This is a genomic window from Brevibacillus sp. FSL K6-0770, assembly GCF_038000275.1.
In the GTDB taxonomy this organism is placed as follows: domain Bacteria; phylum Bacillota; class Bacilli; order Brevibacillales; family Brevibacillaceae; genus Brevibacillus; species Brevibacillus parabrevis.
This window is the reverse complement of record NZ_JBBOBQ010000001.1, coordinates 751,515-764,318: the sequence shown is the minus strand read 5'-3', so window position 1 is coordinate 764,318 and position 12,804 is coordinate 751,515. Positions and strand designations below refer to the sequence as shown.

The following is a 12,804-nucleotide window of genomic DNA, read 5'->3' as shown; positions in this document are numbered from 1 at the left end:
GGCAAGCGGCTCCAGATCGAGAGCTTGAAATCCTTGCAGATCAATCTCGGTCTGACGTTGCCATCCCCGTTTTCTTCACTCCTTTTTGAGAAAAAAACAGCCGCCGCAACAAACGCTCTGTGCGACGACTGTGGAGCTGGCTTCATCCTATTCGTTTTGGCTAAATCCATATGTTTCGTACACGTTTTCACAGGGCTTGCCCGGCGTCAATTCCATCGTGCCCGCCGTCAAATTCATCACAATCGAGAATAGCGTGCAGTCTACCATCTCGTCTGACTCGCTTGTTGTTGCTTCCCCGTGACGGCATATTCCTTCGGGGGTTCCGGCGTGATCGCGAAAAATATGTTTGAAGCAGTCGGCATCTATGCTTCCTTGTCTGGCTGCCAGCAGCTTGGAGGTGCGGCCCAACCGCAAATACGTGTCAGCCGCCCCCATGCGGACACAATCCTCTGCCTGCATGCGCTCTCCGACAAAATGATTGGTGTGGACGATATGGCCGTCTGGCGGATAAAACACCTCGTAACGAACCGGGGCAGTCTCGATTCCGACCGTCTCGCCCTCCCGATGGGCGATCAAATAGTTGGCTGCTGTCCCTCGCGGCAGCCTTGTCACTTGGCGAATGGCCTGCGGCAGCGTGCGGCTGTTTAAAATGCCCCGCAAAACGATGTGGATCGGCACTCCGAGCGCTTTTTCATTCGTTCGCAAAAAATTCAGGCACACGCCGATCCCGTCTGCGTTCATGCCGATTTTCCCGACTATTCCCGCTTCGGTGATCATCAAAATGGTTGGGCGCGGCGGCTGCTCGATCTCTACCACGACAAGCCCGGCGCCCACGAGATTGATCCAATCCCAGTTTTGTCCGAGCAGCGTCTCCCGGTTCTGCGTAGCTGGCGCAACAGCCGCGATGCACGTACAACCGTCCGCCTTGTGTGAGGTTGAGGTGTCTCCCAGATTCGTTATAATCTCGCTGCGCACGTTCAACGCCAGCACGTCGAGCAAATCAAGCTCGGCCCCTTCGCTGATGCCCCTGATCTCCTCCATGATTTCCTGATCGTACTGCTCGATCCAGGGGATGAACTGCGCCGCATACGCTGTGGCGTCTTTCCATTGGATCGCGGCTCCCTCGCGAAAAGCACGCTCGTACGCCCGAACGTTGCTCCTGATTTGCTCACTCGCCAGTTGGCCGAATTGCCGCCCGCGCTCGCGCGGCGTACCGCTGATCCGAAAGACAGGAAATCTGTTCATGGACAGTGCTCCCCCTTTTACAAGCTCTTTTCCATATAGTAGCGATCGTTTCCGCTGCCATATTCGGCAATGCGTGTCTCCACAATTTGAAAACCCGCCTTTTGATACAGCGCAACCGCGCCTTTGTTGTCCGGGCTGACCGTCAGGCACACTTTGGCAAATCCATCCTTGCGCAGCCGATCCAGTATTTGCTCCAAGAAAGCAAAGCCGTACCCCAAGCCTTTTTTATCCGAGCGAATCAAATATCCGTACATGTAGGCATGATCCGGGTTGCGAAAATCACGCATCAGCTCGCAGACACCGACAGGCTTCGCATCTCCTTCTTCCTGAAACAGGACGAGGCAGCCGTGTCTCGCCAGTGGGACCAGCACCCATTCGTCGATCGCTCCGTGCACGCCAAACGCTTCCTGCTCCAGCTCCTTCAGCATGGTCAGCTGCTGCTCTGTCAATGTCTCTACAATCGCAAGCGTTGTCGCTCTTGTTGTATGCATAGCGCCGATCTCTCCTTTTCCCTGGACATGAGGGGCGATTTTATGAAACCGTTTCTTGGCGGACTGTCAATTGTGTCAATACGGCTTCGTCAAGCTCCACCCCGAATCCTGGCTTGTCGGACAGCAAAATTTGATTTCCCTGGCAGGTCAAGTTAGCGACGTCTTTGGCAAAAATGAACGGTCCGGCCAGCTCGTTGGAAACAATATTTTTCTTCGCGATCGACAGGTGCGCCCCCGCCGCGCTCCCGATAGACGATTCCGGCATCGACCCGATCTGGCACTCCATCCCGGCCATCTCCGCCTGATGAACCAGCTTGGCCGCTGGGTAAATCCCGCCGCACTTCATCAGCTTGATGTTCACTTTATCGGCTGCTTTTTTCGCGATCACCTCGCGCATTTCGCTCGCTCCCAGTAATCCTTCGTCGACCATGATCGGGATGGATGTCTGTCTGCGAATGTCGGCCAATGCGTCCAGATCGTGGGCGACGACAGGCTGCTCCATCCAGTCAATCCGGCAATCTTCTACTTGCTTGAGAGCCGTCAATGTATTCGTCCGATTTTCCCATCCCTGATTGGCGTCTACCCGCAGTCTTATATCAGGACCGACGGCTTCACGAACGGCACGAATGCGCTCGATGTCCGTCGCCAAGTCGGAGCCTACTTTTATTTTGATCGAGTCAAAGCCATCCGCCACAGCCTGCTTCGCTTCTGCCGCCATCGTTTCAGGCTGCAAAATGCTGAGCACGTACGGAAGAGTGAGCACGCTGTGGTACTTGCCCCCGAGCAACTGATAAACAGGCTGACCTGTCGCTTTTCCCATCAAGTCATAGCACGCCAGGTCAATCGCTGCTTTCGCTGCTGGCGCTTTGTACACGCATTGATCGAGCAAATGGTGAATGCGTTCCAGAGCAAACGGATTTTCTCCGATGATCGCCGGAGCCAGGCTGTGAACGAGCATGGCGTACGTGCTTTCCCATGTCTCCCCCGTCACATGCTGATCCGGCACGGATTCGCCATAGCCGACCAAGCCTTGATCAGTCTCTACTTTTACAATAATGGAAGGCATCTCGTTGTAAGAAGCGTACGCCACAATAAACGGGCGCACCAGCGGCAACGTAATGGCATGTATATGGACAGACGTAATTTTCATGTTCTTCTTACACCTCCGGCTTGGTTAAGGAAACTCTCGGGATTTGCCGGTAACCGACGGAGACGGCTTTTGCCTGTCCATCTGCCTGGTTCGCAAATCCAACGGTCAGCTCGCTGCCATCCATCTGTGCCAGGAAATAATTCTCGGCAATCGGCAGCAGCGGGTACTTTAAGCCTTTTTCATTCGGGAAAAGAGCGGTATGATTCGTCAGCACAAGCGCGCCTTCCTCGACGGTCACACTCACGTTCATCCCTTCGCCGGAAGCATAGTCGCCGACATACGCCTGGAAACGCTCCGGGGATACACAATAATCCTCGTACTTGGTCAAAGGCTCTGCGGCTTCTCTTCCCTCGATCAGGTTCAGCGCAGTCAATGTCAGCTTTTCGACAGGCGTGCCGATTAGATTAGCCAAGACGACTGCTGTCAGCCCTCTTTCCGGGACAATCGCCAGATGCGCCGCCACTCCTTTGATCGCCCCGCCGTGCTTCAACAGCGTGCCCCCGTAATAATTCGGCTCCACCATCAAGCCGTAGCCGTAATGCTTTTTATAGTTGCAGACCACATGCGGAAGCGTCATTTGCCTTACGCTTTCGGCCGACAAAATCCGTTCCTTGCCCACGCATCCTCCCGTGCGGAAAATTTCCGCGTAATTCAACATGTCGCGGACGGTCGAGTTCAAATGTCCCGCAGCCATCACCGCTGGCCCTTCTTCCCAATCAAAGTCGGGGTACACTTCCAGCTTCCCGTGATTGTCCCTTTTGTGATAGATCGTGGTGACCTCCGGGAACCGCGGCAGATCGCCGAGCCAAAAGGTACTGCTTCGCATATCGGCAGGTGCGAGGATGTGCTCCTTGACGTAGACGTCATACGGTTTTCCGCTCACTCGCTCGACAATCGCCCCGAGCAGGGCATAGCACTCGTTCGAGTAGCTGAAATGCTGGCCCGGCTCGCCCAAAAGCTCATATTGCACGTGGGCTAACACCTCCAGCAAATCGGCATGCGTGCGGATCGGCTTTTGCTGCTCCTTTTTGAGAAAACGGTGAATCGGGTTGTCTTCCTCCGGGATCGTATCAAACAAAGAGTTTTTGACGGCAAGCATATCGACAGGCAGCGGCGGGATTCCCGCTGAATGCGTCATGAAATGATGAATCGTCATCCGTTCGGTACACGCCTGATCCGGTGTCCGAAACTCGGGCAAATAAGCGACAACCGGGTCGTGAACGGACAGCTTGCCCGCTTCTTGCAGCTGCATGATCGCCATGCACGTAAACGATTTGGTGACCGAAGCCAGCCCCATGACCGTGTCTGGCGTTATCGCCCATTTGCGCTCCGCATCCCGATAGCCGTATGCTTTTCGGTACAGACTGTCGCCATGTTGATTGATGCCGATGATCACCCCCGGAGCCTGGCTCTCTTGGACCGTCTGTTCGGCGAGCGTCTCGTATGCGCTTACCCAATCTGGTTGATGCATGGTTCACACCTCCTTCGGCAAGCGGACGACGCCTACGGACAGACTCGTTACCTGGCCGCTCTGATCGCGGTGGAACCGGATCGCCTGCTCCTCGATATCTTGTTTCATGACGAAATAATCGTCCCCGATTGGGCGCAAGGCAAGCTGCTTGCCACCCAGGCCGAGCGTCAGCACATCGCTGTCAACCGTCACTGGCAGCTTGCGGTCGACTGTGACCCGATACGTCCCGGTGTACGCCTGCAAATCAGCCGCAGCGACTGGTTGCTCCGCGCCAAAAGGAACAGACGGTGCGTCAGCAGGGCGACCTTCCTGCGTGTTGATGGCAAAATTCAGCAGCTCGACAATCGGTGTCTCCGCCAAATTGGCGATCGCAATCGTTGTAATGCCGCGCTCTGGCAAGATGACCATCTGCGATGCGACTCCTTTCAACCCGCCGCTGTGCTCCAGCTTGGTCGTTCCGTAGTAGTCCGGCGTGACGAACAAGCCGTAGCCGTAATACTGACCGTATCCCATGCGAACATGCGGGTAAGTCATCTGCTCCACGCTCGCTTTGGACAGAATCCGCTCCTCGCCGACCAATCCACCAGTCCGGTATATGTCCATGTAGCGCAGCATGTCGTTGACCGTCGTATTCAAATGGCCGGATGCGAGCACGACTGGCCCTTCCTCCCACTGCGGATCAGGGTACACTTCCGGCCCTCCCTCTTTTTCCGCCAAACGGTAAATCGTCGTCACTTCTTTGTACTTGGACAGCTCCTGCAAGGCAAAGGAGCTATTCGCCATGCCCGCAGGCAGCAAAATGTGGTCGATGATGTACTGCTCGTACGTTTTCCCGCTGACTCGCTCAATGATCGCGCCCAAAAGGGTATAAGCGTCGTTGGAGTAACTGAATTGCGCTCCGGGCGGCCCCAACAGCTGGTAGTCGATGTGGCTCATGACCTCCATGAAGTCTTCGGGGGTGTTCACCCATTTTTGCTGTTCTTTTTTGATTTGCTTGTGAATCGGATGATTCTCGTCTGCAATGTCGACGTCCGGCAGCCCCTTGATCGCCAAATAATCGGTGGGCAGCAGCGGGAATCCGGCTGTATGGGTCATGAAATGATGAATCGTCATCCGCTCGGTGCACGCCTGATCCGGTGTAACAAGCTCCGGCAAGTAGGCCAAAACCGGATCGTGCACCTCCAGTTTTCCAGCCTCTTGCAACTGCATGATCGCCACGCATGTAAACGACTTGGTAATCGAGGCGACACCCATTACCGTGTCAGGCGTAATCTCCCAGTGGCGCTCTTTGTCCCGATAACCGAATCCGCGGCGATACATGCTCTTCCCGTCCTGGTTCAAGCCCACGCATACGCCCGGTACCTGGCACTGGTCGATAATCGGCTGCGCTGCCTGTTCAAATTGCTCTTGCCAATCCATTTTCTCCACCCCGTTCCCTTCTGTTTACGGCTGCACCCAACTGTCTCCCAGCATGATTCCGTAAAGCGAATCGAGCTTGACGCCATGCACCCGCTTGTTTACGGCAAGGAATGTCTTTTCTTCCGAGTAAGGAATCCAGTAGGCTTGTTCCACCGCGATTTTTTGGATCTCTGCAAAAATTTGCTTCCGCTTCTCCTGATCGCCGACAGTGCGGCTCTGTTCGAGCAGCGTATCCAGTTGCTCGTTTTTGATCTGGGCGTGATTCAATCCGCCGATCTGGCTGGAATGCATGAACAAATACAAAATGTCCGGATCAAAGTCGGTGTAGCCGAGCACATTCAAGTCAAACTGTCCTTTTGCCGACAAATCCAGTACGCTGCCCAGCTCCGCGTTTTGCACCTTGATCTCGACGCCGATTTCCTTGAACATGCTTTGCATCAGCGGAATGCTTTGCGAGCTCATTGCTGTGAGCAATTGCAGGCTCAAAGGCTGCCCGTCCTTTTCCCGGATGCCTTGTCCGCTTTCCTTCCATCCGGCCTCTTCCAGCAGCTTTTTGGCTTCCTCGATATTGAACGGGTAGCCGTATGTTTCCACAGCGGGATCGTAGCCGAACATTTTCCGCGGCAATGGCCCGAAAGCACTCTCTCCCTCGCCTTGCAGGTCAGCCTGGATGATCGCTTTTTTGTTCAAGGCCATGTTCAGCGCCTGACGCACACGCAGGTCGCCGAGAATCGGGTTTTCCAGGTTCATTTGAATAAAATTCACCCCCAGCTTCGTCGCTTCCAGCACTGCGAATTTGTCGCTTTGCTTGTACCCGGCTGCTTCCCGCGGCGAGATGGAAGCGATGTCGATCGAGCCGCTTTCCAGCGCGGCAATCGTCGTCTGGGCGTCTTTGATGAATTTGAACACGATTTTGTCCGGCATCGGCGGCCCTTGTGTTTGGACAAAAGGCTCTGCCCACTGGTACGCTTCATTGCGCACGAGCGTGATCGACTCTCCGGTCTTCCAGCTCTCGAATTTCCACGGCCCTACCCCGACCGGGTGCCGTCCATATTCGTTGCCGTATTTTTGCACCGCCTCCATGGACAGCGGCTGCGTCACGTTCGCTTGCACGAAGTAGGACAGCAGCGGAGCAGACGGTTCTTTGAGCTGGATGACGAGTGTCAGCTCATCCGGGGTAGTGATGGAGGCAATCACACTGAGCAGTGGTCCCACTCCTGGCGATGCGGTCTCTGGCGCCATCGCCCGCTCGAACGTCTCTTTGAAAGAAGCAGCCGTCAGCGCCGTGCCATCGTGGAATTTCACCCCCGGACGAATTTTGAAGGTCCAAGTTTTTTGATCGGCGGAGATGTTGTACGACTCCGCCAAATACGGCTTGATTTCGTTTGTTTGCGGATCGAGCGACAGCAGGGAACCGCCAATTAACCTCGACACGACTCCGCTCACGTCCATGTTTGTTTTGTGCACGTCGAGCGTATCCGGCTCTGCCGAAAGCCCCAGCGTAATCGTTCCCCCTGCCTGCGGCGCGCCCTCCGCCTTTGGTCCGGTTGCTTCCGGCGGCTTCGACGGAGTCGCTGACTGGCTGCAACCGATGACAAAGCTGATTAGCATGCAAAAGGTGAACAGGCACCCGATGCACCTGGCAACTGCTTTTCTTTTCCCCACAATGATCCCTCCCTCATGAACAATGGCTATTCGTTTACCCACATATCCTGGATCGTCAACGTTCCCAGCGGATTGGCTTCCACGCCTTGAATGCGGTTGCTTACGACCTGGAACGTTTTTGCCGAATACAGCGGAATCCAGTACGCCTGATCAACGACCAGTTTTTGAATGGCGGCGTACGCTTTCTTTCGCTCACCCGCGTCCGTTGCTGTGGAGCCTTTTTCCAGGAAATAGTCCAGCTCCTTGTTTTTGATGCGGAAAAAGTTCAATCCGCCGATCTGGTTCGAGTTCATGAACAAGTCCAAAATGTTCGGATCGATGCTGCCGTGATCAGTTGCCATCAAGTCAAAAGAGCCTTTCACCGCTTGGGCATGCGCTGTCGCGGATTCGTAATTTTGAATATTCAGTTCTATTCCGATCTCTTTGAACATGCTCTGGATGAGCTGATGACCAGGCTTGGGATCATCGACGATCATCGTGAGGCTGAGTGTTTTGCCGTTCTTTTCGCGGATACCTTGTCCGTTCGGCTTCCAGCCCGCTTCCTCCAAAAGCCGGATCGCCTCTTCCTGGTTGTACTTGTAGCCGTACTGCTCCACCGCCTGATCGTAGCCAAACATCGTGGGCGGGATCGGCCCGTAAACAGGCACGCCTTCTCCCTGCAAATCGGCAATGACGAGCGCTTCCTTGTTGATCGCCAGATTGAGTGCTTTGCGCACCTCCAATTCCCGTAAAATCTCATTCTCCATGTTCATGCCGATGAAGCTCTCCACTGGCTGCATTCCTTCCAGCACGGTGAAGTCTTTGTCGTCCTTGTACTTCTTCACGTCTTTGGCAGGAACGCCGGCAATATCAATCGTGCCGCTGTCCAGTGCAGCGATCAGCGTCTGGTTGTCCTTGATAAATTTGATGACGAGCTTGTCAGGACGGACTGGCCCCTGGTTTTTGACGAACGGGGCTGCCCATTGGTAGTCATCGTTGCGGACAAGCGTGATCGATTCTCCTGTCTTCCAGCTCTCAAACTTCCACGGCCCAACCCCTACAGGATTTCGTCCGAAGTCGCTGCCGAATTTTTGCAGCGCCGCAGGCAAAATCGGCTGCTGATAGCCTGCGTACGACAAGGAACCAAGCAGTGGCGCGGTCGGCTGGTCCAATTGCAGAACCAAAGTTGACTCGTCGGGAGCAGAAATCGAGCGAATCGTGGTCAGCTCCTGTCCGGTTACCGGAGACGCTGTTTTCGGGTCGATGGCCCGTTCCATGCTTTCTTTGAAAATGGCAGCGGTCAGCGGCGTCCCGTCGTGAAACTTCACTCCTTTTCGCAGCTTGAACGTCCACGTTTTCCCGTCCTCCGAGATCGCATACGACTCGGCCAAATGCGGCTTCAGTTCAAACGTGTACGGATCGAGCACCATCAAGGCTCCGCCGAGCAAACCGCCGACAAAATTGCCTGCGGAGAGCGCGGTCTTTTGCGGGTCGAGCGTGTCTGGCTCCACCTGATAACCGATCGTGATGGTGCCGCCCGTTTTCGGAGTTAGGCTGGCTGGCGGTTTTGGCTGTTCCGCACTGCCTTGTTCAACTGGAGCTGTGGCAGAACTGCATCCGACTGCCGACAAAGCGAGTAAACAGACAAGCAACAAATACGACATGCGGCGATCCAAAAGCTTCTGTAGCATGGGTGCCCCCTTTTATGGCCTTGGCCAAATTTTCATTGTCGCTATATAGTCGCTAATTGCCGCTGAGATTTCCCTGTTGAGCTGGCGGACAGGAAACTAGCAGCCTGACAATCGCTCCGGCTTTCGCACATTTCGCATAGGAAAACCGGGGACTGTCGGGTGTACGCTTACTGGTAATTCAACCGATAGACAGCGCGAGGACGTCCTTGTTGATACGGCTGTTCTTCGCCGATGACTTCCACTACCTGGTGGTCGATCAGCTTTTTCAAGGTGCGCTCCGAGCTGCGGCGGCTGATCTGCAAATAATCCGCCAGGTCGGTAGCTGTAAAGCGATTGTCGCGGCGCAGCCTGACATACTGGACGAGCTTGTTGATCGTCGCCACGCTCGACCCTGTTTTCTCGGCGATTTCCAAAATGGTCTTGTTCTCGCTTTTGAGCTGGAACGTCTTCGCCTGGGCGTTGACCGGGCCGATCACTTCTTTTTCATCCGTGACCAAGTAGGCGCTGTTCTCATTCTGCTTCCGGGCGTGGTAAATCGCAATTCGCGCATTCGCCTCCGCTTCCTTCGCCGTCAGGCCAAACCCGAAGCCCATCGTCACTGTTACTTTGCTCAGTTGTTCGACGTTTTCCAACACTTGAACGATCTTGCCGTACTCGATCATTTGCTCGATGCTGCCGCGCGTGCCATATATGATGAACTGATCCATCCCCAGCTTTTGGATCGAAGCATCTGTCTCCTTGACCAGTTCGAGCAGCTCTTGCAGCAAAATGATCGCTGCGTCCTGCATCTGGCTTTCCGTCTCGTAGCTTGCCCGCTCCTGCTGATGAAAAGTCGCGATCCCGACGGCAATTTGCGAGTTTTTGCTGATTTTCAGCTGACCGAATGCGACGGCCTGATTGATCGCGTCCCGGATGTTCTTGTCCGGAACGATCAGCGGCGCACACGGTATGCCCAGCTCGCGCAGCCGAACGTGCACATAGTCAACACCAGTCAACGCGAACTTGCTCTCTTGTTTCTCCCAATGCTCCCGATGAAACCGGATCACTTCCTCGACGTCGAACCTCGTGCCTCCGTCTTCCACAATCTCGCTGTAATCCGTCACATGCCAGGAAGTCGGCTGCAAGTCCAGTTCTTCTGCCACTTTTGCGATATACGCAGCTTTTGGCATGTCGATGGAAATATGCTCCAATCCCCCCTCGACATTGAGCATGGTATGAAACAACGACAGTGAGATCGTGTATTCATCAAAAGGAATGTACACCGCTGGCCATTTTTTTTGCTCGATCTTGTCTCTGGCGAAAAAATACGGCAGCGGCCCGGCAAACAGCAGCACGTCGCAATCGTCAACAAGATCGAGTATAGCTGCACTCTCTTTTGGATTCTGGTACGTATACGATTTCATCTGGATATTCGCGTCTGCGTTGACGTTTTTCAAGATTCTTGGCAGAAATTCTTCCGAAGAGATTGCCGCTATTTTAATGAGCATAAGTCCATTCCCTTTTCTGTCTTATTTCCAGACTTCCCGATAGACTCTGAGGAAGTTTTTCGCCATGATCAGCTCGATTGCCTCGTCCGTATACCCTCTGCTGGCAAGACCGCGCACGATTTCCGGCACCTGGATATGTCCTTTCACGACGTCAAAATCTTTGCGCGTCAGCGAAGTGAGTGCATCCGGCGACTCGTATTTCATAAAAGGCTCGATAATATCGAGGCCGATTCCGACGTGCTCGACCCCGACAAGCTTGGTAATGTGGTCCACGTGGTTCAGCAAATGTTCGAGATCAGACTGTTCATCCCGATCCGCGACAAAAATGTTGACCCCATTCATCCCGATGACTCCGTTCGTGGCAGCAATCGCCTTGATTTGCTCATCGGTCAGATTGCGCATGGAGCTGGCGAGTGCCCGACAGTTGGAATGGGAAGCGATGATCGGCTTTTTCGCGATTTCCACGACATCCCAAAAGCCTTCGTCGTTCAGATGGCTCACATCTATAATCATCCCCATCGCTTCCGCTGCTTCAATCAGCCGCACGCCGAACTCGGTAATCCCGCCTTTTCGCCCTTCACGCACAGGTGTAAAATGACTGCCGTCGCCCACGAAATTGCGCCTGCTCCAGACGAGTCCCAGAAACCGGACCCCCAGCTCGTAAAAGACGCGCAGCATACTCAAATCATTGTACAGCGGCTCCGCCCCTTCCAGCGAGAGGACGAAGCCGACTTTCCCCGCTTTTTTTGCCGTCTCGATATCCGCCACGCTTTTGCATACCATCACTTTGTCCGCAGACTCGTCCGCTTCTGCATGCAGGGCGCTGATTTGCTGCAGCGCTTTGCGCAAGCCCAGCTCAGGCAAAAACTTGCTGTCGATATAAATCGCGGAAACAACCGTCTGTACCCCGCCTGCGATAAAATCCGGCCAATAATCCGCTGCAATGACTTGTTTTCTGCCTAACTCACGCTGAATCGCCACATCCATCAGCAGATCAAAATGAGCATCGATCACATGTGTCATACGCCGTGTCTCTCTCCTTTTCCCAAAGGCTCTCTCATATCTCTACTATTTCAATGCCTCAGGATTGAGCGCTTCCAGCTCAGCCAAGACAAACCGTCCATCTTTGCGAATCAGCCGATCGTCGAACCAAATCTCGCCGCCACCGTACTCGGGACGCTGAATCGAAACCATATCCCAATGAATCGTCGAGTTGTTCCCGTTGGAGGCAGCGTCGTAGCATTGGCCCGGGGTAAAGTGAAAGCTTCCGTCTATTTTTTCATCAAACAAGATGTCGCGCATCGGCTCCCGGATGTAAGGATTGACCCCTAGCGCAAATTCTCCGATGTATCTCGCGCCTTCATCCGTATTCAAAATGTCTGTCAGCCGCTTCGTATCATTGGCTGTCGCTTGCACGATCTTGCCTTGCGCAAACTCCAGGCGAACATGCTCAAACGTAAAGCCTTGATAAGGAGAAGGCGCATTGAAAGTAATGACGCCGTTCACCGAATCTCGAACCGGGGCTGTGAATACTTCCCCGTCCGGAACGTTTTTGTCGCCAGCACACAGGACAGCAGGTATGCCTTTGATAGAAAAGGCCAGCTCCGTGCCTGGTCCTATTATTTTGACACGGTCTGTTTGTTCCATCAATTCCTTTAGCGGCTGCATCGCCTTCGCCATCCGGGCGTAGTCCATCGTGCAAACGTCGAAGTAAAACTGTTCAAAAGCTTCCGTGCTCGTATTCGCCAACTGCGCCATGGCAGGATGCGGATAGCGGAGATACACCCATTTTTTATGGAGCCGCACTTGCCGTACTTGGCTGGCAAAAGTCGCCGCCAGCTTCATCTGTTCCTCAGGCACATCCGCCAGCTCGTTGATGTTGTGGCCGCCTTCGATGATGATTACCGCGTCCATCTTTTCCATCTGATACCGATCAATCTCCGCCTCGGCCCTGAACTGCTCGGCAGTCCCGCCTAGCAAAAGTTGGCGTTGCACCGTGCGATCCCGCAAGTTTACAAAAGGATGCCCGCCCGCTTGCTGCGCCGCTTTCACCAGTTCCTTGACCATGGACATATCCACTTCAATCGCTTCAATCAGTACGCGGTCTTCCGGCTGTACGCGGGTAGAGTAGTTGACCAGCACATTCGCCAGTCTGGTCAGTCGTGAGTCCAGCATCGTTTCCTGACACCTCCGTCATCTGTAAAAT

The 12,804-nt window shown here is 54.3% G+C and carries 10 protein-coding genes; all 10 read right to left on the bottom strand.

All coding sequences use genetic code 11. From position 1 onward, the window contains the following. Positions 1–147: 147 nt before the first annotated feature. Positions 148–1,245 carry a C45 family autoproteolytic acyltransferase/hydolase gene (locus tag NST23_RS03925; protein WP_287102272.1) on the bottom strand — a complete coding sequence of 366 codons (1,098 nt, stop codon included), beginning with the start codon at positions 1,243–1,245 and terminating at the stop codon, positions 148–150. Positions 1,246–1,262: 17 nt separating this feature from the next. Further along, positions 1,263–1,736 carry a GNAT family N-acetyltransferase gene (locus tag NST23_RS03920; protein WP_173598709.1) on the bottom strand — a complete coding sequence of 158 codons (474 nt, stop codon included), beginning with the start codon at positions 1,734–1,736 and terminating at the stop codon, positions 1,263–1,265. A 40-nt stretch (positions 1,737–1,776) separates the two neighbouring features. Continuing rightward, positions 1,777–2,886 (bottom strand): mandelate racemase/muconate lactonizing enzyme family protein, encoded by a 1,110-nt coding sequence (locus tag NST23_RS03915; protein WP_173598710.1) that lies wholly within the window; start codon positions 2,884–2,886, stop codon positions 1,777–1,779. Between the two features lie 7 nt (positions 2,887–2,893). Next, positions 2,894–4,357, bottom strand: coding sequence for a serine hydrolase domain-containing protein (locus NST23_RS03910; protein ID WP_173598711.1), 1,464 nt, complete (start codon positions 4,355–4,357; stop codon positions 2,894–2,896). A gap of 3 nt (positions 4,358–4,360) precedes the next feature. Beyond that, positions 4,361–5,776, bottom strand: coding sequence for a serine hydrolase (locus NST23_RS03905; protein ID WP_173598724.1), 1,416 nt, complete (start codon positions 5,774–5,776; stop codon positions 4,361–4,363). A gap of 24 nt (positions 5,777–5,800) precedes the next feature. Next, positions 5,801–7,441, bottom strand: coding sequence for an ABC transporter substrate-binding protein (locus NST23_RS03900; RefSeq protein WP_229049819.1), 1,641 nt, complete (start codon positions 7,439–7,441; stop codon positions 5,801–5,803). Between the two features lie 26 nt (positions 7,442–7,467). Further along, positions 7,468–9,111 carry an ABC transporter substrate-binding protein gene (locus NST23_RS03895; protein ID WP_340963160.1) on the bottom strand — a complete coding sequence of 548 codons (1,644 nt, stop codon included), beginning with the start codon at positions 9,109–9,111 and terminating at the stop codon, positions 7,468–7,470. Positions 9,112–9,278: 167 nt separating this feature from the next. Continuing rightward, complete coding sequence (locus NST23_RS03890; RefSeq protein WP_173598713.1) at positions 9,279–10,598, bottom strand: transcriptional regulator; 1,320 nt, start codon at positions 10,596–10,598, stop codon at positions 9,279–9,281. Positions 10,599–10,619: 21 nt separating this feature from the next. After that, positions 10,620–11,621, bottom strand: a complete 1,002-nt coding sequence (locus NST23_RS03885) for a dipeptidase (RefSeq protein ID WP_122966351.1) — start codon at positions 11,619–11,621, stop codon at positions 10,620–10,622. Between the two features lie 45 nt (positions 11,622–11,666). Then, positions 11,667–12,773, bottom strand: a complete 1,107-nt coding sequence (locus NST23_RS03880) for an aminopeptidase (protein ID WP_340963157.1) — start codon at positions 12,771–12,773, stop codon at positions 11,667–11,669. Between the last annotated feature and the right edge of the window lie 31 nt (positions 12,774–12,804).

Coding starts and splice junctions, on each gene's coding strand:
- NST23_RS03890 (WP_173598713.1), bottom strand. CDS start 10,598: ATGCTCATTAAAATAGCGGCAATCTCTTCGGAAGAATTTCTGCCAAGA.
- NST23_RS03925 (WP_287102272.1), bottom strand. CDS start 1,245: ATGAACAGATTTCCTGTCTTTCGGATCAGCGGTACGCCGCGCGAGCGC.
- NST23_RS03920 (WP_173598709.1), bottom strand. CDS start 1,736: ATGCATACAACAAGAGCGACAACGCTTGCGATTGTAGAGACATTGACA.
- NST23_RS03880 (WP_340963157.1), bottom strand. CDS start 12,773: ATGCTGGACTCACGACTGACCAGACTGGCGAATGTGCTGGTCAACTAC.
- NST23_RS03915 (WP_173598710.1), bottom strand. CDS start 2,886: ATGAAAATTACGTCTGTCCATATACATGCCATTACGTTGCCGCTGGTG.
- NST23_RS03910 (WP_173598711.1), bottom strand. CDS start 4,357: ATGCATCAACCAGATTGGGTAAGCGCATACGAGACGCTCGCCGAACAG.
- NST23_RS03895 (WP_340963160.1), bottom strand. CDS start 9,111: ATGCTACAGAAGCTTTTGGATCGCCGCATGTCGTATTTGTTGCTTGTC.
- NST23_RS03885 (WP_122966351.1), bottom strand. CDS start 11,621: ATGACACATGTGATCGATGCTCATTTTGATCTGCTGATGGATGTGGCG.
- NST23_RS03905 (WP_173598724.1), bottom strand. CDS start 5,776: ATGGATTGGCAAGAGCAATTTGAACAGGCAGCGCAGCCGATTATCGAC.